This is a genomic window from Caballeronia sp. INML3B (assembly GCF_023631305.1).
GTDB lineage: Bacteria > Pseudomonadota > Gammaproteobacteria > Burkholderiales > Burkholderiaceae > Caballeronia > Caballeronia turbans.
In genome coordinates, this window is record NZ_JALQDI010000066.1 from 36,398 (window position 1) to 60,538 (window position 24,141).

Here is a 24,141-nt window from a genome sequence, read left to right on the forward strand (position 1 = left end):
AAGCGTGCGCGGTCAGTCGCCGCCAAAAAGCTCGGGAGCAGGCCGGATGATCTCCCTGAACATCGCACACCGGTCACCGCTGCGTCACCCACGCCGCCCGCGCTCCGCAAACCAGATCGCCGCCGACATCAACGCGATGCCCGCGATCTGCACGCCGCTCAAACGCTGATCGAGAACCAGCCAGTCGATGACGATGGCAAGCGCCGGATAAACGAACTGAAACACGGCGATACGCGCCGTATGAAGCCGCGCCATGCCGATATACATCAGCGTATACGCGAGACCCGTATGAATCAGCCCAAGGCCCGCCAGCCACGCCCACGACATGCCCCACGCGGGCCAGCCATGCTGCATCGGCCAGAGCCACAGCAGGATCGTGCCGACGGCGCACTGCCACCACGCAAGAATGCCGGCGGGCATATCGCGCAGGCGTGTGGCGATGATGGTCACGCACGCCATGCACAGCGAGCCCGCCAGACACGCAGCAACGCCCATCCAGTATTGCGGCTGAAGCGCGCCGCCCGCCGTGTGCTCGACGATGCCCGTCGCCAGCACCAGCCCGCACATCGCAACCGACACCGCGACGACGCGCTGCCCGCCGATCGCTTCTTTCAGCCATAACGAGGCGAACATCAGCACCCACATCGGCTGGACATGGAACAGCACGATCGCGACGCCCGCCGATATTCGCTCGACCGCGCCGAAGAACAAGGCCCAGCTCAGCACCATCAACGCGCTGGCACTCAGCACCCACGGTCCGTTCGCCCGCGTGAGAAGCAGAAAGCGCGCTTGCCCGCGCAGAATCACCCACGCGCTCATGCAGACGAGTCCGAACGCGCAGCGAAACCACGTCGCGGTCAGCGGATCAGCCCTGGCCTCGTGCAAGAAAACGCCGATCGTGCCGAGCAGCGCGCAGCCGGCCAGAAACGGCCACGCGCCTGCTGCACGGCCTCCTTCGCCGCGCGCAACGATGCGTGCCGCCGCCCGATGAGATGATGAATTCGTGTCCATGCCCGCAGTGTGTGCCGCGACGGAACGAACGAAAAGCGCATAATTCGAACTTAATCCATTCGATTTTCGAAAGCCGCCTGAACACGATGAAACACCACGATCTGCAAACCGACTGGCTTAAATGCTTCGTCGCCGTCGTCGACGCGGGGTCGCTGTCGAGCGCGGCCAGTGAAGTGCACCGCTCGCAATCGGCGGTGAGCATGCAGTTGAAGAAGCTCGAAAACGCGCTGGGGCTGCGACTCGTCGAGCGCGGCTCGCGCACGCTCGCACTGACTCACGACGGGCAGACGCTGCTCGGTTATGCGCGCCGCATCCTCGATTTGCACGCCGAAGCTCAGGTCGCGCTTCAGGGCGAGCAACTCACCGGCCGCGTGCGGCTCGGCGTACCCGACGACTACGCCGCAAAGTATCTGACGCCCGTGCTCAAACGCTTTGCGCCGCGGCACAGCGGCGTCGAAATCGAGCTGATCTGCGAGCAATCGACTTCGCTCATTCCGCGTATCGCCCATGGCGAGCTCGATCTTGCACTCGTGTCGCGCGATCATGGCCGGCGCGGCACGTCGCTCTTTCATGAGCCGATGGTCTGGGTCGGCGCCGCGCAGTTCGAGTTATGGCGGCGCGATCCAATGCCGATTGCCGTCTACGAGAGCACGAGCCTCGCGCGGCGCAGCGCGATTCATTCGCTTGCGCAACAGGGGCGCCGATACAAGGTGGTCTACAACAGTTCGAGTCTCGCCGGGCAGATCGCCGCCGTCGAAAGCGGCCTGGCCGTGGCGGCGCTGACGCAATGCAGCGCGCCGGAACATCTGCGGATACTGGGCCGTGAAGAAGGTCTGGGGCCGCTCGAACCGATGGAAGTCGCGGTGTATCGCAGCCGCGATTCGCGTGGCTCGAAGGCCGTCGACAGCCTGCACAGCCTGCTCGTGAAAACCCTGCGGCAATCGGCGTCAGTCTGAGCGATGCCGATGTGACGCGATCCCCTCGATCTCGACGAGCAGATCGGCGCGGCAAATGTCGACGTTCAGATAACGCACGCTCGCATCGGGATGAAACGCAGTCTGCGCCAGCTTCATCACGCGCGGCAAATCCGCAGGATGCCGGTAGTACACCTTGATCTGGTCGAGATCGCGCAACGTATAACCGTTATGCACACCCTGCTTTTCCAGACTCTCCCCGCCGATCAGGTGCGCGATGTTGCCGGTCGCGACGCTCCACTGCTTCTCGAGATCGCCCACGTGCACGGTCTCGTGGCCGAGAATGCTGGCCGTGCCGGATACGAAGAGCGTGTCGCGCAATTGCGTGGCCCGGGCGAAGCTCGGCGACTTGGGGCCGTAACGTTGCGGATACTCATACGCGGGCGTCTGGCGTGAGTTCTCGATATGCCGAATCGGACTTTCGCGGCACGCCAGAAAATAGAAACCGACGCCATCGCCCCATGTGCCGATGCCCGTCGCCGCCGGCATGCCCGACGCATTCGCATAGTCCTGCTCGAAGGCCACGGCACGCCCGCGGCAAAAATCGCGATACACCTCGAGCCCTTCCCGATTCGCCCCGTTGATGTGCGGAATGAAGTTCCACATGCGGAAGATCTTCGGGAAGTTCAGTTCGCCGACGAGCGCGAACGCATCGCCATAGGTCTCGCGCGTGGCGTCGGTGTATCGGTCGGAAACGGGGAGGAAACCCGCGCAAAACAGGAACTCGTCGTTGTGCGCGAAGACGAGATCGTTGATGCTTGCGCTGCGGATCGGTCCGGCGCTCGTCCAGATTTCGGCGAAGCCGTCACGGGCGTCGTCGCACATTGCGAGGCGCAGCGTGGGCACGCCGTTTTCGATGCACGGCCGGCCGCTCGCTTCGCCGAAAACGATGCGCGCCAGCACCTCGTTGCCGCATGTCGCCTCGGGCGTAATGAAGCGGCACTCGATCGTCGCGCTCATCGCTTACTCATGGACTATTCATCGGCCTGATCGCCGAACAGGTCCGCGGTCGCGACGCGATCCTGCAGCGGCGGCAATGCGCCGCTTCTCACCTGTTCGAGGACGGCGGGCGGCAGCCAGGTCTCTTCCATGGCGCCGATGCCGTTCTCGATCATCTGCTGGAGGAAGAACGATTGCTTGCGCCCCGTTACTTCCGCCAAGAGTCGCAGCCGTTGCTCGAATTGTGGATCGACCCGCACTGCGACCACCTTCAGCTTGTTTTCGGCGGTCCTTCTCACTGCATGCTCCTGTTACGTTCGGTGGGCGCCGCAAGCCGGCGCGCGCATGCGTGCTTATACCACAGCGCAACTTCGGCCCGATCCGGCTTCGCCCGGCGCACGACCGTGCGCGGCGCTCGCGGACGTGCGTGCTACCATCGAAAAGGGCATCCTGCATCCGTCCGACGACGTCCGCGCCGGCGCTCGCGCACGTCTCACACAGCGTCATGAACGAATCAGAAGACCACCCCGGACTCGGCACGGCAGAGGTCTTGCCTTCGCTTCCTCCGCTCGACTTTCGCGCGGCGCGCAGGCGGCTCTTCGCTGCGCTCGTCGCGTCGATCGTCATCCCGCTCGCGTTTTTCTGTCTGTACGGTTACTACACGTATGAACGCGCGCTCAGCGAAACGGGCCAGTCGCTCGAACGGCTGGCGCGCGTCATCGACGAAAAAGCGAACACCGTTTTCAGCATCAACCGCGAGCTGATTTCACGCATCGAAGACATGCTCGGCAGTGGCGACGAGGACTTCATCGCACGCAGCGAGTCCGAACTGCACGACAAGCTCGCCCGTCTCGCACAGAGCCACGCGCAGATCGCCGCGCTGTCCGTGCTCGACAGTCGCGGCAGGCTCGTTCTCAGCAGCCGCCTTTTTCCGGCGCCCAATGTGTCCATCGGCGATCGTGCCGATTTCATCGCAACGCGCGACTCGCGCGCGACGTTCCATGTCTCCATGCCCGAGCGCGGGCGCGTGAAGAACACCGACATCATCGATACGCTGAGCGCGCGCTTTGCGAAGGACGGGCGCTTTCTCGGCGAGATCTCGATCGCGGTGCGGCGCGATTATCTGATCGGCTTCTATCGCGAGCTCGCCACGAGCGATTCCGCGCTCACGCTCGCGCTGCATCGCGCCGACGGCGCCGTGCTCGCGCGTTATCCGCCGCCGTCCGTGCGGAATCCACCCGATCGCCATCTCGTGCTCGCCGACGCATTCGCGCAAGGCAAGTCCACGGGCCTCATGCGTTACCTGTCGCCGCTCGACAACGACGAGAAGCTCGCCGCCTGGCGGCGCGTCGGCGACTATCCGGTCTATGCCGCCGCGGGCTTCGCCATCCGCGACATACGCCTCGCATGGTGGCGGCGAGATGTATCGATTGCGTCGATCGCGCTGATACCGTGCATTGCGCTGTGGCTGCTGATCGGCTTTTCGCTGCGCCGCCTGAAGGCCGAAGAAGCGGCGTGGCACAACTGGCGCGGCGAGCTCTCGCTGCGCCGCTCGGCCATCGCCGCGACGCGCCGTTTGCAGCGCATGGGCGCGCTCGGCAATCTGGTCGCGAGCGTCGCGCACGATTTCAATAACCTGTTGATGGTCGTCACGGCCAACATGGAGATGGCGCGGCGCAAGGGCTTCAATGGCCTCGAGAAAGAAGTCACCGCGGTCGAGCGCGCAGCGACCAATGCGCAGTCGCTCGCGCGCCGACTGCTGAGCGTCGCGCGCCGTCAGCCGTTGCAGATGCAGGTCATACGGCTCGACCGATGGATGGCGGAACTGGAGCCGCTCGTGCGCGCGTCGGTGGGCGACAAGGTGACGTTCGGCACGCGCGCGCCGGATACGACGTGGCCCGTGCGCGTCGATGCGACGGAGCTGACATCGGCGCTCATCAACATCGCCGTAAACGCGAAAGACGCGATGCCCAATGGCGGCGACTTCCGGATCGATTGCAGCAACGTGCGCTACGCGGACACGCACGACGGCCTCGGCGCGGGCGAATATGTCGTGATCTCGTGCAGGGACAGCGGCATCGGCATGCGGCCCGATGTCGCGAGGCAGGCGTTCGAGCCGCTTTTCACGACCAAGGGCGCAGGCGCCGGCACGGGGCTCGGCCTCGCGCAAGTGCTGGCGATGACGGAGCAGGCGGGCGGCACCGCGCGCGTGAACTCGGCATGGGGCTTCGGGACGACCATCGACATCTATCTGCCGCACTGGACCGGAGAAGCCGAAGCGCTTGCAGACGCGCCGCACGTCGAGGCGATCGAACACACTGCGCTTTCGTCGACCGTGCTCCTCGTGGAAGACAACGAGGAAGTCGCGGCGGGCCTGTGCGCAGTGCTCGACGTGCTCGGCTGGCAGGCGCGCCACGCAGCTTCGGGCGATGCCGCGAAGCAGATGCTCGAAGCGGGCAACGCGTTCGATCTCGTGCTCTCGGACATCCAGATGCCCGGCAACTACGACGGCATCAGGCTCGCGGAATGGATCAAGGCGACGCGCCCGACGCAGCCGGTCACGCTGATGACGGGCTACGCCGATCAACTCGACGAGGCGCGCCGCACGGGCTTTGCGATCCTCGCGAAGCCTTTCAACATCGACGATCTGCAACGGCTGCTGAACGGTCTATCGATGCGTGTGACGAAGTAATTCCGATAGCCGATCAACGCGGATCGCGCCACCCGCCGAATTGCGCGATATCTTCGAGCGACAGGCGCGCACGCGGCGCGCGCTCACGCTCGGCCAGCGACGCAGGCAGCGCGCGAGCGTCGCCGTGATGCGCAACGGAAATCACGGAGAGCGGCGTGAATCGCTCCGGAATCGCGAACGCCTCTTTGAGGCCGCTTGCATCGAATCCGCCCATCGCGTGGGCGGCGAGTCCTTGCGCGTGCGCCTGGAGCAGCAGCGCCATCGCGGCGGCGCCCGCATCGTAGGCTGCGCTCACGTTGACTTCGCCCTTCGCATTCAGTGTGTCCGCGAGCACCGCGATCAACACTTGCGCATTCGCATTCCATGACTGATTGAACGGCACGAGCAATGCGAATGCGCGCGCGAAGGCGTCGGGATCGTGCGCCTTCTCGAACACGACGAAGCGCCAGGGCTGCACGTTATAAGCCGACGGCGCCCAGCGCGCCGCTTCCAGCAACGCGACCACCTGCGCATGCGCGACCGCGCGATCCGCATAAGCGCGCGGGCTCCATCGTCCCGCGATGAGCGGATGAATGGCGATATCGGTCGGAGCAGGTCGATGTGTCATGAATGATTCGGATGAACATGAAGTCTTGCAACGCGAAATCATATGCGCGATGTTCCCGGGCACAAACCAATTTACCTTGCTAAGCAAATGAATGGGCTTTGCACATACACAGCTATTCAAAGCATCGATTCATTCAAAAGCATCGCTGAAATGATCGGTTCGTCACGAATGCACGCGCGGCGAAGATAGGCTTCTTTTCTTCGCACGAAGTGCTTCATGTCCACGACTCACACGCTCGACACTTCGGCGCGCTCGAAAGTGCCCATCGACGAACTCGCGCTCGACCGTCACCGGCGCAACATCCGCGCCATGGCCTCGCACCGCGCGGCGTTACCGAACGGCACATTCTTCTGACAGCCCATTTTCACGGAGTATCGATCTTGTCTCGATTCAATTCATCGCGCGGTCCACGGGTGGTCGGCATCGGCGGCACGACGCGGCCTCAATCATCGACCGAACGGGCACTCGCGTTCGCATTGCGCGGTGCGCAGGAGAGCGGCGCGAGCGTGCAACTCTTCGGCGGCGCGTTTTTACATAGCCTGCCGCACTACGCACCGGAATCGCGCGAACTCACCGATGAGCAACACGAACTCATCGAGGCCGTGCGCGCGGCGGATGCGCTCATCATCGCGACGCCCGGCTATCACGGCGGCATCTCGGGCCTCGTCAAGAATGCGCTCGATACGCTGGAGGAGCTACGGCTCGACGAGCGCCCCTATCTCGACGGACGCGCGGTCGGCAGTATCGTCACGGCGTATGGATGGCAGGCGGCGGGCACGGTGCTCACGTCGCTGCGCTCGATCGTGCACGCGTTGCGCGGCTGGCCGACGCCTTTCGGCGCAACGATCAACACGCTGGAGACGCGTTTCGAATCCGCAGATACTTGCTCCGATCCGAAGGTCGTCGAGCAACTCCGCACCGTGGGGCGGCAGGCGTCGGGCTTCGCGCTGGCGTTCGGCGCGGCGCGTGCGGACGACTACCATGAAGTGGACCGACGCGTCGCGCTCGTGCAGCATTGACTTGCGGATGACGAAGCTGCGCATGGCGCGCAGCTTTTCCGCTTCGTTTCAGTGCAGCGGCGGCTCGCCGGGCAGCTGAAACGCATCGACGGTATAGCCCATGTTGAAATAGCCCGCGCGTGCATAAGCGGAAATGTGCTCGAGCTGTTCCGCGCGCGTAGTTTCGCTGACGGCGTGCGCCTCGTGTGCCGCCCCTTCTTTCGTGAAGTGCTTACGCACGCGCCCGGCCGGCGCCGACAGCGCCTGCCAATATTGAGTCAGGAAGTGCGGCATGGTACGCCTCCTCGAATGCACGGATGACTCGACTCTAGGCTGTCAAAAACGTTTGGACAAACAAGGGTTTCTGCAATGCATAGCAGGCGGCACCTGTTTGGCGCGTTGAGGCGGCTTTCCGCATGGGACGAAGACGGCGCCGGTAGCCTGGGCCCGCGAAGCGCTTCATGCAATCACTTCGTGCCATCCAGTATCGGATGAGACTGCCCCGGTATCGGACGGCCGCGATTATCGGTCGGCACGAGCTGCGTCTGAAACGCGACGAAAAGCGCCTGGAACTTGCCGTCCACTTCGACCATCACCGCGCCGTCCTGAAACACGCCGTTCTCGTTCGAGTGGTCCTTGACCGGGCTGCCCTTGCCCCGCTTCGGGTTGCCCTGATTCATGTGCGTTTCGTGCAAGCCGTCTTTCCCCGGTTCGAACAGAAAGCCGAAGCCGTAGACGGTGACGTCTTTCGCGGGTTTCCATCCGAGGCGATCGTCGCTATAAGCGGGCGTCTTGTAGACATAGTCGACGCCGTCGGCCGACATGTCGAGTTGCAGCATCTCGTTGAGAAGCGCATTGATATCGTTGTGCTCGTCTTTGGTATCGAGCGGGATCGGACGCATCGCGCCGAGATCCAGGAGACGCGTGTCATGCACATAATCGAGCTTCGGGAAGTTCGACGTGGCGACACCGGCAGGCAGCCGGACGAGATCGGCGGTCATCGGGTGATCGAAGTATTGATTCCAGAGATACAGCACGAGATAGCCCGCCGGCCCCGTCAGTGAGCTGTCCGATTTCACATTGGTGACGATATTGAACGGCTTGCCATTCGTATCTTCGCCGACGATCACATAGTGCGGATCGCCCTTGTAATTCTGGAGATAGGGCACGCCGAGCGTCACCGTGCCCTTGAAAAGAACGTATTCGTTGCGCTCCATGATGCGGCTCCGTGAAGTGAGCGATCATTTGATGCGGCCAGTGTGACATCTTTGCGATCGACAGGCGACCCGCGCCCGCGACGGCGCCGCCGTCAGCGTATCGCCTTTCTCGCGGACTTGAAGCGATGCTTCTGCTCGCTTTTGAGTGCCCGTATCGCCGGCTTGGTATCGACGTCATCGGGAAACGCCCCTTCCGAGCCGGAAAGCAGACCGCGACTCGCGACCACGTCGTTCAACGCGCCGAAACGCTTTTGCAGCCGCTTAAGGCTCTTCACACTGTCACGCATGCCGGGCGAGACATCCCCGAAAAATTCGAGCAGATAGCGCACCTTCTTTCCGGCCTTGCGCACTTCGTGATAAGCGGCATAGTCGGATCGCTTCGCGCGCAGCGCCCGCTTGATGCGCTTTTTCAACTGACCGCGCGCCGCGCCGATCCGCTTCTTTGCAAACCGTTCGACCGGCACGCGACTATGCCCCGTGTTGAGCTGCTGATTCGCCTCCTTCACGCCCGTCAGCAACACATGCTTTACGTCCGCGTTCGCAATGGTTTCGATGCTGGTCGCGAGCACCGCCGCACGACGCGCCTTCACGGAGTCGTCGAGCCCTTCCACATGGAGTTCGTCCAGCAGCTTCAGCAAAATATCCCAGTCGCGCGCCCTGCCCGCCGACGTCGCCAGATACTTGAGCAACGCGCGCTGATGCGTGTCGAATTCGTCTTCCAGCAAGGGGCTGTAAGCCCAGAACAATGTGCGAAGCCGTCGCAACGCGACGCGCAGCTTGTGCAGCACCTCGGGGTCCGCGTTCCCGTCGAGCGTGGACGCATGCCGCAGCGCCTCTTCGACCAACGGCGATGCCAGTTCACCAAATTTAGTTTCCGCTGTTTCGCTCCTCGCGCGCGCACTGCCATTCGAAGCCATGATCGTTTCCCGTTGCGCAGTACCATCCACATGCAACATGCATACCCGCCGCCGCGCTTGCCCCAAAACAAGGCACGAAAAGCGGAACACGTCTTGCTGGGTTCGCGATACGGGAAATGCCGCTGTCAAGGAACGCTCCACAACAAAAAAGCTGTTGGGTACACTTGGACGCGCCTGCAGATTCAAACGAACAGAATCACATATTCGGAGCCAGCTTGAGGAAGCGAGCCACGGTCATCTGTCGAAAGGGCAACCGGATTTTGCTGGTTGCGCGACGTCGCACCAAATGGGCGCTGCCCGGCGGCATGCTCAAACGGGGCGAGGATTTGCCGGATGCCGCACTGCGCGAGCTCAAGGAGGAAACGCGTCTTGCGGGCAAGTCGGCTAAATTTCTGTTCCAGCATCGCGGAAGGCAGAAGCATCATCACGTCTTTTTCTGCGATGTGCCGAAACGCGCGAAGCCGCGCGCGAGCAATGAAATCTCGCGGTGCCGCTGGGTCCACGTTTCGGAAATTCAGCGGCTCGCCACCAGTGCGCCGACCAAAATGATCGTCAAAGCGCTCGGTGACGAAAGGCGAAAACGCTGACCGTGCAACGCTCACGGCGACCAGGCATCAAACGCCCTGCTGTTTCGCATCGCCGTACACGACTCGCACCGCGGGCACGAACCACGCGAGACACAAGCCGACGAACGCCGCCATCGCGGCCACGACAAGCCCGACGTGAATCGACGCGACGAGCGCCATGCGCGCCGAGTGCGTCATCGCGTCGCCCGGCTGGCCAGCAGCTACAAGCCGTTCGATCAGCGCTGACTGTTCCGCACGGTCGATCAGCAAATCGGGGCTCGCGAACGATTTGAGCCACTGCGTCGCCTGATACGAATCCAGCGGACGATGCACGTTTCGCGTAGAAATGCCCGAGCAGCGCGCCCGTGATCGCGGTGCCGAGCGCCGAATGTCGACGTGACGAGCACGAGCCAGCGCAAACGCAGCTTCGGATCGGGAAAAGAGATCGGCGACGGCGGCGAATACCGTGCCGAGCAGGATACCGCCGCCGATGCCCTGCACACCGCGTGCAATGACGGGAAACAGCATGCTGCGCGCGAATCCGCATAACACGGACGCCAGCCTGAGCAGCACGATGGCCGCGAGCAAAAGAGCTTGCGCCCGTAGAGGTCACCGAGCCGCCCGAAAATCGGAATCGTGATGACGGAGGCGAGCATGTACGAGGTCGCGACCCACGCGTACAGATCGGAGCCCTTCAGCTCGGCGATGATGCGCGGCATTGCGGTGCCGACGATGGTCTGATCGAGCGCGACCAGCATCGTGACGAAGGCGATGCCGAGCATCGCGAGCAGCGATTCGCGAAACGGCAGGCGCTGGCGCTCCGGCTCGTGAACGTCAGCGAACGAGTTCATGACACGCGCGAGCACGCGCGTTTCGTCGTGCTCGCGTGCGAGCGCCTACTGCCCGCCTTCCTGAATCGTCAGAACATTCTTCACGGACGTGACGCCGCTCACGCCCTTCGCGATCGAAGCGGCCTTGTCGATCTGCTCCGCATCCGCGGCATGTCCGGCGAGCGTGATTGCGCCGTTCTTCGCGATCACGTTGATGCCGTTCAATTCGACGCCGCCTTTCTGCAGCGCCTGGGACACCTTCTTGCTGAGAGCCCGATTGGCCTTGCGGGCCGCGGACTTCGAGGTTCCGGCGCTCGCCGACGGCGTAGCGGACTGAGTCGAGGCCGCATCGCTGGTCTGTGACCACACGTTGACGGAGAAGGCAATCGCTGATGCAACGGCGGCAAATCTGAGCGCATTGATCGTTTTCATCGCTTGGCTCCAGGTTGGCTTGATTGGCTTGATGGGCTTGGGTGAAACGAAGGCACGATGAATTCTAGTCGCGGGTTCGCGAGATCGCAGGGATTCGGGCCGTTCATTTCGCATACGCGCGCAATTCGGCGGGCGACAGGAAGAAATCGCCGTTGTCCGCGAGCTTTTCGATCATGAAGTCAATGAACGTTCGCACGCGCAACGGTTGCTCCGTCCGATGCCGGTAGTAGATATAAATCGATTCGCGCTGTGTCAGATGCCGCGTGAGCAAGGGCACGAGCCGCCCTTCGCGGATATGCGTCACCGCCGAAAAACTCCCGAGCTGGCCGATCGCGACACCGGCGAGCACCGCGTCGGTTTCCGCATCGATATCGTTCGCGCAAAGCGCCGCCGCGACCTCGCGGTAGACGATTTCATCGCCGATCATGAATTCCCACGGCGCCTGCTTGCCGGTGTTCGCACGCCGATAACCGGTGCAACGATGCGAGGATAGATCGTCGACGGTACGCGGCGCGCCATATCGTTCGATATACGCGGGCGACCCGCACACGATCAGCTGGATCGGCACGAGCCGCCGTGCAATCGCGCCGCCTGAGGGCGGCGAGCCGCCACGCAATCCGACATCGGCGCGTTCTTCCACGAGATCGGTGAAATGGTCGTCGAAACGCACGTCGAGTCCGACGTCCGGATAAAGCCGCGCGAACGCCAGCACCGACGGCCACAACGCGCGCGCGAGCGCTTTCGGCGCGCTGATGCGCAACGGACCGGCGATGACTTCCTTCGCGCTCCTCGCATCCGCAATGGCCGATGTGAGCATTGCGAGCGCCGGCTCGACACTTTGCAGGAGCCGCTGCCCTTCCTCGGTCAGCGAGAGCTTGCGCGTCGTGCGATGAAACAGGCGCACGCCCAGCGACTTTTCGAGCTGCATCACCGCGTGACTCGCGGCTTGCGGCGAAATCCCCTGATCAATGGCCGCACGCCGCAAATTGCCGAGCGTGGCGGCGCGCACGAAGATCGAAATCGCGCGGACCTCGTTCATGAAGCGCCTCGATTCGCAAATTCAGGTTGATTATCAGTCTAGCGTTCGGCGGCTAGTTCGTGCGAATCGGACGTCCTATGCTTCGTTTCACCTTCACCACCGGCACAACGGAGCACATCATGAGCAACGCCATTCAACAGCAATACAAGCGGGTCTGGTTCATCACGGGCGCGTCGCGCGGCCTCGGCGCGCTGATCGCCCGCGCGGCGCTCGACGACGGCAACGCGGTCGTCGCCGCGGGCCGCAATGTCGAAGCGATCGTCGAGCGTCTCGGCGAATCGCCCGCCCTGCTGCCGGTCGCGCTCGACGTCACGAGCGAAGCGCAGGCCAAGGCGGCCGTCGAAGCCGCCGTCGCGAAGTTCGGCCGTATCGACGTGCTGATCAACAATGCGGGCTTCGGGCTGCTCGCGGCCGTCGAAGAATCGAGCGATGCCGATGTGCGCCGCATGTACGACACCAACGTCTTCGGCCTGCTCAACGTGACGCGCGCCGTGCTGCCCGTCATGCGCAAGCAGCGCGGCGGGCATGTCATGAACATGTCGTCGATCGGCGGTTATCGCGCGGCAGCGGGCTTCGGCGTCTATAGCTCGACGAAGTTCGCCGTCGAAGGCATCACCGAAGCGTTGCATGCGGAGTTGAAGCCGCTCGGCATTCACGCGACCGTCGTCGAGCCGGGCTACTTTCGCACGGACTTTCTGGATGCGTCGTCGCTTCTCGTCGGCAAGGAAATCATCGACGACTACGATGCGACTTCGGGCAACGTGCGGCGCTTCGCTGCCGGCATGAATCACAATCAGCCGGGCGATCCCGAGAAGCTCGCGACCGCGCTCGTCACGCTCGCCGATGCGCAAACACCGCCGCTGCGTCTCGCGCTCGGCACCGACACGCTGAAGGCTATAGCGGAAAAGAACGCGTATGTCGCGGCGGAAACGGAAAGCTGGAAGGCGCTGTCAAGCTCGACGGACTTCGCGGTTTAAGCGGTTTCGGGCGAAAGAGCGGTGTCTCTGAAGGAACGACGAGCCCAATCCTTCTGGCGACGTCGCGTCTATGTTTCGAAGGCAACGGGACGTGACGAAGCGATCACATCGCCCGCGCGGATCGCATCGACGTTCGGCGTGCCGCACAGCGTCATCGCGCGTTTTGCTTCATCGAGCAGGATGTCGATGGCGCAGAGCGCGCCTTGGTCGCCGCCGATGGCCGCGACGAACAGCACGGGACGCGCGATCGCCGCCGCCTGCGCGCCGAGCGCCACCGCCTTTACGATATCGACGCCGCGCCGGATGCCCGAATCGATGAGCAATTCCGTGCCCGGCCCGAGCGCGCGACGCACCGCATGCAGCGATTCGAGGCTCGAGCGCGCGGCGTTCGAACGCCGCGCGATTCGCCGCGAGCGTGATCTCGTCTTCCGCGCCGCCGTCGATGAACTCGAACACGAAGCGCGGCAGCGTGCGGCGCGCGAGTTCGCGCAGATCGGCGCTCGACAGCGCGCTGTCGAGCGTAAGCCTCATGCCTCGCGCACTTTGCCCGTTTGCGCGAGCCGCATCGCGAGCGTCGAGAGCGCGTCATACGCGTCGCGCGATACCGCGTCCCACGCGCCGATAGCCTGCGACTGCGCTTCGACGACCGCGCGATCGCCGCGCGCGGCCGGGCCCGTCAACGCATCCTTCGGCCCGAGCGCGACGATGTTCGCGGCCGCATTGCGCGACAGCGTATGCATCATGTCCTCGATGAGCGGCTGCGGAATGCCCGCCGCCTGCCACATCTCGACGGACATCGCCGCGAGTATCGGCAGAAAGTTCGACGCGACGACCGCCGCCGCGTGATAGAGCGCCTTGCTGCCCGGCTCGATATCGAAACAGCGCGCGCCGATGGCCGCGAGAATCTCGCTCCATGCGGCACGCGCGGCCCGGTCGCCTTCGAGCCCGCACGGCGTGCCTTCGAACTGAAACACGGCCGTGCCGGGATTGGCGAAGCTCAGCATCGGATGCACGCTCGCGACATTCCAGCCGAGCGCGCGCAAGGGCGCGAGCGTGTCCGTGTCGAGCGCGCCGCTGCAATGCACCGCAATCGACGGCATGTCGTCCCTGCGATGCCCCGCGAGCGACTGCGCCACTTCCGCGATGCGCATGTCGGGCACCGACAGCAGCCAAATATCGGCGGGGCGCATCGCGGCGATGTCGTCGAGCGCGCGGCCCGCGCCGATGAAATCGACCGCGTCACGCGCATGCGCGATATCGCTGTCGCATACGTCGCCGATATCGAGCACGCGGTTCGCGACGATCAGATTGCCGAGCGTCGCGCCGACGCGCCCCGCGCCGATGATGTTGAGAGTCGCCATGATGATGTGAGGCCGCGCGAGACTCAGCCGTGCCTGATCGCGATGGTCTTCAGACTCGTGAAACCATAGAGCGCCTCGAAGCCCTTCTCGCGTCCGTGGCCGCTCGCCTTCACGCCGCCGAACGGCAACTCGACGCCGCCGCCCGCGCCGTAGTTGTTCACGAAGACCTGCCCCGCCTGCAGCTTGCGCGCGAGACGCAAGCCACGCGAGCCGTCGCGCGTCCACACGCCCGCGACGAGGCCGTAATGCGTCCCGTTGGCGAGCTTCACGGCTTCGGCTTCATCGTCGAAGGGCATCGCCGCGAGCACCGGTCCGAAAACTTCTTCTTGCGCGAGGCGGCTTTGCGGCGGCACGTCGCGGAACAGGACCGCCTCCTGGAAAAAGCCGTTGCGCGACGCCTCCACGACGATCCTGCCGCGCGCCGCCACGCGAATGCCTTCGGCCTCTGCCTGCTCGACCATGCTGCGCACGCGCGCCTGCTGCTTCGCGTTGACGAGCGGGCCCATGTCGAGGTCCATCGCGGGCGGGCCGGAGCGCAGCGCTTCGAAACGCTGCGTCAGACGTTCGATCACCGTCTCGTAGATGCCGCGCTGAACCAGCAGGCGGCTGCCCGCCGAGCACGTCTGCCCGGCGTTCTGGATGATCGCGTTGAGAATCACGGGCAAGGCTTCGTCGAGATCGGCATCGTCGAACAGGAGTTGCGGCGACTTGCCGCCGAGTTCGAGCACGCTCGGGCAATGACGCTCCGCCGCCGTGCGTCCGACCAGCGCGCCCGTCGCGCTCGAGCCGGTGAACGAAATATGGCCGATGCCGCCGTTCGCCGACAACGCCGCGCCCGCTTCGCTGCCCAGACCCGTGACGACGTTGATCGCGCCCGCCGGAAAGCCGATGTCGGCGGCGATTTCGGCGAGACGCAGGATCGACAGGCTGGCGTCTTCCGCCGGCTTGATCACGCACGCGTTGCCCGCCGCGAGCGATGCGCCGACGCTGCGGCCATAGATCTGCATCGGGTAATTCCACGGGATGATGTGCCCCGTCACGCCTATCGGCTCGCGCACCGTCAGCACCGTGAAGCCCGTCGTATAGGGCAGCGTCTCGCCATGCAGCTTGTCGACGCAGCCGGCGTAGTACTGCAGATAGCGCGCGAGCACGGCCGCGTCGGTGCGCGCGGTCTTGAGCGCCTTGCCGGTGTCGCGCGCTTCGAGCCGCGCGAGTTCGTCGGCGTTCTCCAGCACCGCCGCTGCATACGCGAACAGCAGATTCGCGCGCTCGACCGGCGAGCGCTTCGCCCACGGACCGTCGAGCGCCTCGCCCATTGCGTCGCGTGCGGCGGCGACAGCGCGGTCGACATCGGCGGCATTGCCGCGCGCGATCGCCGCGAACGGCTCGCCCGTGCTGGGGTCGATGACATCGAGCGATTCGCCGTTGTCGCCCGCGCGCCATGCGTTGCCGATGAAGTGACGATATTCCATGCTTACTCCGTGATCAGTGCGTGTTCGGTGACGGCTGCGGCGATCGCCGTGCCGACTTCGATGGTGTTCGCCGCGCCGCCCATGTCCGGCGTGCGCGGACCGCTTTCGAGCACGGTTTCGATGGCCGAGACGATGGTCTTCGCCGCCGCTTCGTAGCGCGCCTCGCCACGGCCGAGATGCTGCAGCATCAGCGCCGCCGACCAGATTTGCCCGATCGGATTGGCGATGCCCTTGCCCGCGATATCCGGCGCGGAGCCGTGCACCGGCTCGAAGAGCGACGGAAAGCGCCGCTCCGGATTCAGGTTGGCCGAAGGCGCGATGCCGATGGTGCCGGTGCACGCAGGCCCGAGGTCCGAAAGAATGTCGCCGAAGAGATTGGACGCGACGACCACATCGAAACGATCGGGATGCTGCACGAAATGCGCGCACAGAATGTCGATATGAAACTTGCGCGTCTCGATGTCCGGATAGCGCTTCGCCGCTTCCGCGAGGCGCTCGTCCCAGTACGGCATCGTGATAGAGATGCCGTTCGATTTGGTCGCGGCGGTCAGCTGCTTTTTCGGGCGGCTTTGGGCGAGCTGAAAGGCGAAGTCGAGAATGCGATCGACGCCCGTGCGCGTAAACACCGCCTGCTGCGTCGCGAACTCGCGGTCGGTGCCTTCGAACATGCGTCCGCCGACCGACGAATACTCGCCTTCGGTGTTCTCGCGCACGACCAGAAAGTCGATGTCGCCGGGCTTGCGGTGCGCGAGCGGCGACGGCACGCCTGGCATGAGACGCACCGGGCGCAGGTTCACGTACTGATCGAAGTCGCGGCGAATCCTGATGATCGATTCCCACACGGCCGTGTGGTCCGGCACGACATCGGGCGTGCCGACCGCGCCGAAGAAGATGGCGTCGTGCTTGCCGATCTGCCTCGCCCAGTCGGCGGGCATCATCGTGCCGTGCTGCACGTAGTGTTCGGTGCACCACGACGCGAATTCGTCGAAGTCGAGCGCGATGTCATAGCGCGCCGCGGCCGCCTTCAGCACGCGCAAGCCTTCGACCATGACTTCCTTGCCGATGCCGTCGCCCGGAATGACGGCGATGTGATGCGTTGTTGCCATTGCGCTATGTCTCCTCGATTTCGACGCGGACATGCCCGGCGTGCGCACGAGAGGAGACCTTGCACATGGCAAGAGCCTAGTTGTCTCCTTCGTCTCTGTCGCCCTCGGAACGCGTGCGTGTCCGGGCATCGGACTATTCAGATGAGCAATCTAGCGGACGCCCTCACGCGGCGGAAGTGCGAATCCGCAAACGGGAGTCTTCGAATATCCGCAAGGGGGTTCAGCCGGCCGGACGTTCGCCGCCCGGCGCAACCAGCGATGCGGGCGCGAACGCGCTCAGGAAATCGAACAGCTTGCGCGCGGGCAAAGGCGCGGCGCCGGCGCGAATCCCGACCGACATCACGCGCTCGGCCCAGGGATTCGTCAGGCGGATGAAGCGCAGATGCATCGGCTCGCGAAAGAGACGCACCGCGCCTTCGGGCAGCACGCCGACGCCCTGCCCCGCCGCGATGAGCCGGCACATCGCCTCGAAGCTTTGCACCTGCACGCGAAAGCGGATCGTGCGGCCCGCGAGCGCGGCTTCCTTGACGAGCATTCGCGTGACTTCGGCCTTGTCGTCGAGGCCGACGATATCGTGTTCGAGCAGCGCCGCGAAGTCGATCTGCTCGCCCTGCAAAACATGGTCTTCCGGCACGACGACGCTGATGCGGTCCGCGCAGTATGGCGCGAGGCGAATGCCTTCCATGCCGACCTGCGAAGTCACCACGCCGACATCCGCGCGCCCTTCACGCAACGCCTGAAGAATGTCCATGCTGCGCAATTCGCTGATATGCAGCTTGATGTCCTGATACCGCTGCGAGAACGCGCGCAGATGATCGGGCAAGTCCTGGCTGATCGCCGAGATATTGGCGAACACGCGCACGCGGCCGACGGAGCCTTTGGTGTAGTCGGACAGCTCGCTGTATATCGCATCGGTCTTGAGCAGCAGCTCGGTGGCATGACGCGCGAGCGCTTCGCCCGCGGGCGTGGGCTCGACACCCGCCGACGTGCGGTTCAGCAACCCGACGCGGAAGTGATGTTCGAGCAGCGCAATACGCCGGCTCGCCGTCGACAGCGACATATGCGATTGCTGCGCCGCCTTCGACAGGCTGCCCAATTCGACTGCGCGCAGAAAAAGAGCCAGCGACGTGAGATCGAACAAACCGGACGCTCCTTAAAGTCTTGCCGCGCAGTATGGCATCCGGGCGCGATCGGCGCGTCGTGGCCGGATACAGGAAAACCCTGACCGATGCGCACGCCCGTGTCGCGAAGGGCGTGTTCGAACTATTCGAAAGCCCGCTTCAACGATTTCGCATATCACCGGCGCTCGGCAGCCGCTACATTTCCCCTGTTCCGCCGCGTCTTCCGTCCACGAATCCGGGCGACGCAGGACGGAGCTTAAAAAAAACATACATGGAGACAGACGTGGAAATCGATGCGACCAACATGCCGCCCGGCGCGGCATCGCCCGCCCCGTCACACGACGCGGCCACGGCGGACCGGATCTTCCGCCGCCTGGCTCTGCAAATCCTGCCGATTCTGATGTTCGCGTACATCACGTCGTACATCGATCGCGTGAACGTGAGCTTCGCGAAGTTGCAGATGGCGCAGCAGCTCGGCTTCTCCGATGCCGTGTTCGGCTTCGGCGCAGGCATCTTCTTTCTTGGCTATGTGATTTTCGAAGTGCCGAGCAACATGATCCTGCAACGCGTGGGCGCGCGCAGATGGATCACGCGCATCATCCTGTCGTGGGGCGTCGTGTCGGGGCTGACGGCCTTCGTCGCCACGCCGATGCAGTTCTACGTGATGCGCTGCCTGCTCGGCGTCGCGGAGGCCGGCTTCATTCCGGCGATCGTCTTTTATATCGGCCAGTCGTTTCCGCGTAACCGCCGCGCGCGCATCCTCAGCATGTTCTATGCGGCGCTCGCGCTCGCGGGTCTCATCGGCTCGCCGTTGACGGGCTTCATCATGCAGTACTTCGACGGCCTCATGCAGTTGGCCGGCTGGAAGTGGATCTTCATCGTCGAAGCCTTGCCCGCGTTTCTCGCGGCGGTCTACACATGGAAGGGACTCGACGACGACGTCACGAAAAGCCCGCGCTACAGCGAGGCCGATCGCGCCTTCCTCTCGCGCGTGCTCGCCGAGGATCGCGCGGTGACGGCGGAATCGAACCACAAGGGCCTCTTCTCGAGCTGGCTCGTGTGGGCGTTTTGCCTGATCTATTTTCTCGATGTATTCGGCATCTATGGCTACACCTTCTGGGCGCCCACGATGATCAAGTCGATGGGCATCTCCGGCGACTTCGCGATCGGCGCGCTCGCGGCGTTGCCGAACGCGGTTGCCGTCGTCGTGATGTTGACCTTCGGCCGCAGCGCGGACAGGCGCGGCGAGCGGCGCATGCATGTCGCGGCATTGCTTCTGATGGGCGCGGTCGGCTTGTCGCTGTCCGTGCTCTGGCATGACAATTTGTGGCTCGGCATGATCGCGCTGTGCATCGCCAACGCGGGACTGCTGTCGTTTCCGCCGCTCTTCTGGAGCATGCCCACGGCCGTGCTCGGGCAGGCCGCGGCGGCGGTCGGCATCGCATGGATCAGCGCGTTCGGCAATCTCGGCGGCTTCTTCGGCCCGTATGTGGTCGGCTTCCTGAAGCAGGCTTCGGGCGGCATGACATTGCCGATTTTCTCGATGGTAGGCTGCCTCGCACTCGGCATCGTTCTGACGATGCTGCTGCCGAAGCGGCTCGTGAACCGCTGAGCTTTTTTCCACAGACACGACAAGACGAAGAGAGGCAGGATGAAGCAGCGAATCGGCATGATCGGTATCGGCCTGATGGGGCACGGCATCGCGCGCAATGTGATGAAGCATGGCTATCCGCTTACGGTGGTCGAGCATCCCGGCAATCAGCCACTCGACGAACTGCGCGCGGGCGGCGTGAAGACCGTCGCGAACGGCGAGGCGCTCGCGCGCGAATCGGACATCGTCATTCTCTGCGTGACAGGATCGCCTGAAGTCGAAGCGGTGTTGACCGCGCCCGATGGCGTGCTCGCGGGATTGCAGCCGGGAACGATCGTGATCGACTGCTCGACGGCCGTACCCGCATCGACGGCGCGCATGGCATCGCTCGTGAAGGAAGCGGGCGGTCTGTTCGTCGATGCGCCGATGACGCGCACCGCGAAGGAAGCGCATGAAGGGCGCCTGAATCTGCTGGTCGGCGCTGAGCCGGAATTGTTCGCTCGTATCGAGCCGCTGTTGCGTACGTATGCGGAGAACGTGACGCTCGTCGGCGGCCTCGGCGCGGGGCACAGCATGAAGCTGCTGCACAATTTCGTATCGCTCGGGACGATCGCGCTGATCTCCGAAGCGGCGGCCTGCGCGAAGCGCGCGGGTGTCGATGCGCAAACCTTCGTCGATGTCCTCGCGAAAGGCGGTGGCGGCGGCGCGGCATTGGAGCGGCTGCGTCCGTCGCTCGTGGAAGACGATCCGTCGGGCATGCCGTTTCACATGTCCAATGCGCTCAAGGATCTCGGCTACTACGTGACGATGGCCGGGGACACGAACGCGGTCGATGCGATCGCCACTGCTGTTCGCGCGACGTATGCGGACGCGGTCGAGCAAGGCGGCGCGCATCGGACGTTGCTGGAGTTGCCGAAGCTGCTGGGCGCCTGATTGCGACGACGCGAAAAAAAGCCGCTCCGAAGAGCGGCTTTCGCAACTTGCGGGTGGCGCCGCTTCAGTCGTCGAGCAAGGACAAATCCCGCACCGCGCCCTTGTCCGCCGACATCACCAGCTTCGCATACGCCTTCAGCGCCGCCGACACCTTGCGCGGACGCTGCTTCGCGGGCTTCCAGCCCTTCGCGTTCTGTTCCTCGCGACGGCGCGCGAGTTCATCGTCCGAAAGCAGCACGTCGATCGTGCGATTGGGAATGTCGATGCGGATCTTGTCGCCGTCGCGCACGAGACCGATCGCGCCGCCTGCCGCCGCTTCGGGCGAGCAATGGCCGATCGAAAGCCCCGACGTGCCGCCCGAGAAGCGGCCGTCCGTCAGGAGCGCGCATGCCTTGCCGAGACCTTTCGACTTGATGTAGCTCGTCGGGTAGAGCATTTCCTGCATGCCCGGGCCGCCCTTCGGACCTTCATAACGGACGATGACGACATCGCCGGCCTTGACCTGGTCGTTCAGGATGTTCTCCACGGCTTCATCCTGCGACTCGGTGACATGCGCCGTGCCTTCGAACACGAGAATGCTTTCATCGACGCCCGCGGTCTTCACGACGCAGCCGTCGAGCGCGATATTGCCTCTCAGCACGGCGAGGCCGCCTTCCTTCGAGAACGCATGTTCGTAAGAACGGATGCAGCCTTCGGCGCGATCGGTGTCGAGACTCGGCCAGCGCGTGTTCTGGCTGAACGCCACTTGCGTCGGAACGCCGGCGGGGCCTGCCATGTAGAAGGTTTTGACCGCTTCGTCCTCGGTGCGCTTGACGTCCCACTGGTCGAGCGCGTCTTTCAGCGTGGGCGCATGCACGGTCGGCACGTCGGTGTGCAATTTGCCCGCGCGATCGAGTTCACCCAGGATCGCCATGATGCCGCCCGCGCGATGCACGTCTTCGATGTGGTACTTGTTCGTGTTGGGCGCGACCTTGCACAGTTGCGGCACGGTGCGCGACAGGCGGTCGATGTCCGCCATCGTGAAGTCGATCTCGGCTTCGCGCGCAATGGCCAGCAAGTGCAGGATGGTGTTGGTCGAGCCGCCCATCGCGATATCGAGCGTCATCGCGTTTTCAAAGGCCTTGAAGCCGACCGAGCGCGGCAGCACGCGCGCTTCCTCCTGCTCGTAGTAACGGCGCGCCAGTTCGACGACACCGCGTCCCGCGCGCTTGAAAAGCTGCTCGCGGTCGGCATGCGTCGCGACCACGGTGCCGTTGCCGGGCAAAGAGAGGCCGAGCGCTTCGGTGAGGCAGTTCATCGAGTTGGCCGTGAACATGCCCGAGCACGAACCGCACGTCGGGCATGCGGACCGTTCGACTTCGGCGACTTCGGCGTCGGAGTACGACGAGTCGGCGGCGATCACCATGGCATCGACGAGATCGAGCTTCTTCAGCTCGATGGCCTTCGTCTTCGGATTCGCGAGGCGCGTCTTGCCTGCTTCCATAGGCCCGCCGGACACGAAGATCACGGGAATGTTCAGGCGCATGGCGGCCATCAGCATGCCCGGGGTGATCTTGTCGCAGTTCGAGATGCAGACCATGGCATCGGCGCAATGCGCGTTGACCATGTATTCCACCGAATCGGCGATGATGTCGCGGCTCGGCAGCGAATACAGCATGCCGTCATGACCCATCGCGATACCGTCATCGACGGCAATGGTGTTGAACTCCTTCGCCACGCCGCCCGCGGCCTCGATCTCGCGCGCGACGAGTTGCCCGAGGTCTTTCAGATGCACGTGCCCCGGCACGAACTGGGTGAACGAGTTGACGACGGCGATGATCGGCTTCGAGAAATCTTCGTCTTTCATGCCGGTGGCGCGCCACAACGAGCGCGCGCCCGCCATGTTGCGGCCGGCGGTGGAGGTTTTGGAACGGTATGTGGGCATCGTGGTTGCTGGTGGAATATCGCGGGATGAAAGCGGGCCACGAGGGTAAAGGCCCTTGCGCGCAGGGGTCGGCGACCTTTTGGGTCGGGCGGGCGCGAATTTTGGGATTATCACATACCTGCTTCGTTCGTTTTGCTTCGCCTCGCCGCGTCCACCAACGCGCGAATCGCCCAGCGTTTCACCTTGCGCGTGCGTGCGTCGTCGAGTTGCAGCACATCCTTGCAGACCAGCATCGCCTCGGTGCCGATCACGAGCGCGAGGGCCTGAGTCAATGTGTCGAGCGCCGCGGCCTTGAACTGATCGTGCGCGGGCTCCAGCGCCGCCTCGATCAACGGCGTGCGGCGATTCTGCCGCAGCGGCACTTCATCTGCGGCATCGCCCTTCGCCGCGCGCTCGAGCGAATGCGCGAGCATCATGCGCAGCGGCACTTCGTTGGCGAGAATCATGTCGTGGAGCGCGGCATCGACACGCAGCAGTCGCGCGACCGGATCAGCCGATGCGCGCGCAGTAAAGAGCGTGTCCGCATCCGGCGTGTCGACATCGAGCGATGCTTCCAGCATGAGCGCATCGACACTCGGGAAATGCCGATACGCCGTCGCGCGCGAGACCATTGCCTCAGCGGCAACCTCCTCCAGACTCGGCCTGAGCCCTTGCTTCGTCAGCCGCGATGCCGCCTGCAGCAAATCCTTGCGCGTGCGCTGCTTCTGATTGCCGCGCGTCCTCGTTGCAGGATCTGCCATATCAAGCCTGCGGCAACTGGCCGATGATCGCCGCGAGATCGACCCACACGTTCTCGCGCCTGATCTGCCCGCTTTCGCTGAACTCGATGACATGCAACATGCGGAATTCGAGCGGGCGCCCACGGCCGTCGAGCCCGAACGGTCTGCCGGGCGCCTTGCCGCGCCACAGCGATTCGTCGATGACGAAGCCATCGCCATAAAGGCGGCGCAGACACTCGACCCGGCTCTCCGAGAGATCGGCGAACAACGTTTCATAGAACGGCCGCGCGCCTTCGCGTCCATGCGCCGGACCCGCGGGCCAGCCGACGACATCGTGCTCGACATCTTCCGTGAGCGTCGCGAGCACGCCTTCGACATCGTCGCGTCGTTCGAAGCCGAAATGCTCGTCGATCTTCCGATCCATCTCCACAGGGGTCAGCGTCATGATTGCCTCCTTGCGTGCGCCATTTCCTCCGATTCATTCTAGTGAGACAAGAGTCTCATTACAAGATTTAAATGTCGTCTGTTGGTCTTGCTGGTTAGCTATGCAATCACTTCACTGCGCGGCAAATTCTCGCGGATAAAAAAATGGCGCAGCCTCTTTCGAGGCTGCGCCATCTCTTCATTCGCTCTGGATATCAGACAGCGCGGCGCACCATCAATTCCTTGATCTTGCCGATCGCCTTGGTCGGATTGAGCCCCTTGGGGCACACGT

Annotated in this window: 26 protein-coding genes and 3 pseudogenes; 8 read left to right on the forward strand and 21 right to left on the reverse strand. The window is 64.0% G+C overall.

The genetic code is table 11. The annotated features are described in order from the left end of the window. Positions 1-84: 84 nt before the first annotated feature. A complete protein-coding gene (locus tag NCS58_RS27935) occupies positions 85-1,011 on the reverse strand; it encodes a DMT family transporter (RefSeq protein WP_250478041.1) in 927 nt (308 codons plus the stop codon). A gap of 86 nt (positions 1,012-1,097) precedes the next feature. On the opposite strand from NCS58_RS27935, the gene NCS58_RS27940 reads away from it, so the two are divergent. Beyond that, a complete protein-coding gene (locus NCS58_RS27940; RefSeq protein ID WP_061121228.1) occupies positions 1,098-1,967 on the forward strand; it encodes a LysR family transcriptional regulator in 870 nt (289 codons plus the stop codon). Here the strand turns inward: NCS58_RS27940 and NCS58_RS27945 are convergent. Continuing rightward, positions 1,959-2,945 (reverse strand): FkbO/Hyg5 family chorismatase, encoded by a 987-nt coding sequence (locus NCS58_RS27945; RefSeq protein WP_061121201.1) that lies wholly within the window; start codon positions 2,943-2,945, stop codon positions 1,959-1,961. The two genes, NCS58_RS27940 and NCS58_RS27945, sit on opposite strands and share 9 nt — an antisense overlap. A 14-nt stretch (positions 2,946-2,959) precedes the next feature. Continuing rightward, positions 2,960-3,223: a hypothetical protein gene (locus NCS58_RS27950; RefSeq protein WP_061121200.1), complete on the reverse strand. Its 264-nt coding sequence runs from the start codon at positions 3,221-3,223 to the stop codon at positions 2,960-2,962. A gap of 206 nt (positions 3,224-3,429) precedes the next feature. Between NCS58_RS27950 and NCS58_RS27955 the strand changes: the two genes are divergently transcribed. Continuing rightward, positions 3,430-5,616 carry a hybrid sensor histidine kinase/response regulator gene (locus NCS58_RS27955; RefSeq protein ID WP_061121199.1) on the forward strand — a complete coding sequence of 729 codons (2,187 nt, stop codon included), beginning with the start codon at positions 3,430-3,432 and terminating at the stop codon, positions 5,614-5,616. A 13-nt stretch (positions 5,617-5,629) separates the two neighbouring features. Here NCS58_RS27955 and NCS58_RS27960 read toward each other — a convergent pair whose 3' ends face one another. Beyond that, positions 5,630-6,223 carry a nitroreductase family protein gene (locus tag NCS58_RS27960; RefSeq protein ID WP_061121198.1) on the reverse strand — a complete coding sequence of 198 codons (594 nt, stop codon included), beginning with the start codon at positions 6,221-6,223 and terminating at the stop codon, positions 5,630-5,632. A 216-nt stretch (positions 6,224-6,439) separates the two neighbouring features. Here NCS58_RS27960 and NCS58_RS27965 point away from each other — a divergent pair, with 216 nt between their 5' ends. After that, positions 6,440-6,577, forward strand: a complete 138-nt coding sequence (locus tag NCS58_RS27965) for a hypothetical protein (protein ID WP_250478043.1) — start codon at positions 6,440-6,442, stop codon at positions 6,575-6,577. A gap of 26 nt (positions 6,578-6,603) precedes the next feature. Further along, complete coding sequence (locus tag NCS58_RS27970; protein ID WP_061121197.1) at positions 6,604-7,242, forward strand: NADPH-dependent FMN reductase; 639 nt, start codon at positions 6,604-6,606, stop codon at positions 7,240-7,242. A 48-nt stretch (positions 7,243-7,290) separates the two neighbouring features. Here the strand turns inward: NCS58_RS27970 and NCS58_RS27975 are convergent, their stop codons facing one another. From NCS58_RS27975 to NCS58_RS27985, 3 genes are all read right to left on the reverse strand, one after another. Next, positions 7,291-7,515, reverse strand: coding sequence for a hypothetical protein (locus NCS58_RS27975; RefSeq protein ID WP_061121196.1), 225 nt, complete (start codon positions 7,513-7,515; stop codon positions 7,291-7,293). Positions 7,516-7,688: 173 nt separating this feature from the next. Further along, entirely contained in the window at positions 7,689-8,438 is a 750-nt protein-coding gene (locus tag NCS58_RS27980) for a DUF2278 family protein (protein WP_250478044.1), read from the reverse strand. 92 nt (positions 8,439-8,530) lie between these two features. Then, the gene (locus NCS58_RS27985; protein ID WP_061121227.1) at positions 8,531-9,355 is read right to left on the reverse strand and encodes a CHAD domain-containing protein; all 825 of its coding nucleotides are present in this window, start codon (positions 9,353-9,355) and stop codon (positions 8,531-8,533) included. A 215-nt stretch (positions 9,356-9,570) separates the two neighbouring features. On the opposite strand from NCS58_RS27985, the gene NCS58_RS27990 reads away from it, so the two are divergent. Beyond that, on the forward strand, positions 9,571-9,942 hold the full coding sequence (locus NCS58_RS27990) for an NUDIX hydrolase (RefSeq protein ID WP_061121194.1): 372 nt from the start codon (positions 9,571-9,573) through the stop codon (positions 9,940-9,942). A 27-nt stretch (positions 9,943-9,969) separates the two neighbouring features. Here NCS58_RS27990 and NCS58_RS27995 read toward each other — a convergent pair whose 3' ends face one another. The 4 genes and pseudogenes from NCS58_RS27995 to NCS58_RS28010 form a co-directional block, all read right to left on the reverse strand. Further along, on the reverse strand, positions 9,970-10,191 hold the full coding sequence (locus NCS58_RS27995; RefSeq protein ID WP_061121193.1) for a hypothetical protein: 222 nt from the start codon (positions 10,189-10,191) through the stop codon (positions 9,970-9,972). A gap of 113 nt (positions 10,192-10,304) precedes the next feature. Beyond that, positions 10,305-10,772: pseudogene (locus NCS58_RS28000) on the reverse strand (MFS transporter); the annotation flags it as partial. A 45-nt stretch (positions 10,773-10,817) separates the two neighbouring features. Then, positions 10,818-11,183, reverse strand: a complete 366-nt coding sequence (locus NCS58_RS28005) for a BON domain-containing protein (RefSeq protein ID WP_061121191.1) — start codon at positions 11,181-11,183, stop codon at positions 10,818-10,820. Between the two features lie 103 nt (positions 11,184-11,286). Continuing rightward, entirely contained in the window at positions 11,287-12,222 is a 936-nt protein-coding gene (locus NCS58_RS28010; RefSeq protein WP_061121190.1) for a LysR family transcriptional regulator, read from the reverse strand. Between the two features lie 119 nt (positions 12,223-12,341). Here NCS58_RS28010 and NCS58_RS28015 point away from each other — a divergent pair, with 119 nt between their 5' ends. Further along, positions 12,342-13,199, forward strand: coding sequence for an oxidoreductase (locus NCS58_RS28015; RefSeq protein WP_061121226.1), 858 nt, complete (start codon positions 12,342-12,344; stop codon positions 13,197-13,199). A 68-nt stretch (positions 13,200-13,267) separates the two neighbouring features. Here the strand turns inward: NCS58_RS28015 and NCS58_RS28020 are convergent, their stop codons facing one another. The 6 genes and pseudogenes from NCS58_RS28020 to NCS58_RS28045 all read right to left on the reverse strand — a co-directional run bounded on the left by NCS58_RS28020 (position 13,268) and on the right by NCS58_RS28045 (position 18,279). After that, complete coding sequence (locus NCS58_RS28020) at positions 13,268-13,552, reverse strand: alpha-hydroxy-acid oxidizing protein (protein ID WP_250538920.1); 285 nt, start codon at positions 13,550-13,552, stop codon at positions 13,268-13,270. Positions 13,553-13,613: 61 nt separating this feature from the next. After that, positions 13,614-13,730 (reverse strand): annotated as a pseudogene (locus NCS58_RS28025) (alpha-hydroxy-acid oxidizing protein); the annotation flags it as partial. Beyond that, the gene (locus tag NCS58_RS28030) at positions 13,727-14,560 is read right to left on the reverse strand and encodes a Rossmann-like and DUF2520 domain-containing protein (RefSeq protein WP_061121188.1); all 834 of its coding nucleotides are present in this window, start codon (positions 14,558-14,560) and stop codon (positions 13,727-13,729) included. The gene NCS58_RS28030 and the pseudogene NCS58_RS28025, both read right to left, overlap by 4 nt. 23 nt (positions 14,561-14,583) lie before the next feature. Beyond that, the gene (locus tag NCS58_RS28035) at positions 14,584-16,032 is read right to left on the reverse strand and encodes an aldehyde dehydrogenase family protein (RefSeq protein WP_061121187.1); all 1,449 of its coding nucleotides are present in this window, start codon (positions 16,030-16,032) and stop codon (positions 14,584-14,586) included. Positions 16,033-16,034: 2 nt separating this feature from the next. Beyond that, entirely contained in the window at positions 16,035-17,138 is a 1,104-nt protein-coding gene (locus tag NCS58_RS28040; RefSeq protein WP_061121186.1) for a tartrate dehydrogenase, read from the reverse strand. A 220-nt stretch (positions 17,139-17,358) separates the two neighbouring features. Continuing rightward, positions 17,359-18,279, reverse strand: coding sequence for a LysR family transcriptional regulator (locus NCS58_RS28045; protein ID WP_061121185.1), 921 nt, complete (start codon positions 18,277-18,279; stop codon positions 17,359-17,361). A gap of 263 nt (positions 18,280-18,542) precedes the next feature. Between NCS58_RS28045 and NCS58_RS28050 the strand changes: the two genes are divergently transcribed. Together NCS58_RS28050 and NCS58_RS28055 are read left to right on the forward strand one after the other, a co-directional pair. Further along, entirely contained in the window at positions 18,543-19,871 is a 1,329-nt protein-coding gene (locus NCS58_RS28050; RefSeq protein ID WP_061121225.1) for an MFS transporter, read from the forward strand. Positions 19,872-19,910: 39 nt separating this feature from the next. Further along, positions 19,911-20,783 (forward strand): NAD(P)-dependent oxidoreductase, encoded by an 873-nt coding sequence (locus NCS58_RS28055; RefSeq protein WP_061121184.1) that lies wholly within the window; start codon positions 19,911-19,913, stop codon positions 20,781-20,783. A 64-nt stretch (positions 20,784-20,847) separates the two neighbouring features. Here the strand turns inward: NCS58_RS28055 and ilvD are convergent, their stop codons facing one another. The 4 genes and pseudogenes from ilvD to sdhB all read right to left on the reverse strand — a co-directional run. Beyond that, a complete protein-coding gene (gene ilvD, locus NCS58_RS28060; protein ID WP_061121183.1) occupies positions 20,848-22,707 on the reverse strand; it encodes a dihydroxy-acid dehydratase in 1,860 nt (619 codons plus the stop codon). A gap of 110 nt (positions 22,708-22,817) precedes the next feature. Beyond that, the gene (locus tag NCS58_RS28065; protein ID WP_061121182.1) at positions 22,818-23,447 is read right to left on the reverse strand and encodes a TetR/AcrR family transcriptional regulator; all 630 of its coding nucleotides are present in this window, start codon (positions 23,445-23,447) and stop codon (positions 22,818-22,820) included. Between the two features lies 1 nt (position 23,448). Next, positions 23,449-23,871, reverse strand: a complete 423-nt coding sequence (locus tag NCS58_RS28070; protein WP_061121181.1) for a nuclear transport factor 2 family protein — start codon at positions 23,869-23,871, stop codon at positions 23,449-23,451. A gap of 193 nt (positions 23,872-24,064) precedes the next feature. Continuing rightward, positions 24,065-24,141: pseudogene (sdhB, locus tag NCS58_RS28075) on the reverse strand (succinate dehydrogenase iron-sulfur subunit); the annotation flags it as partial.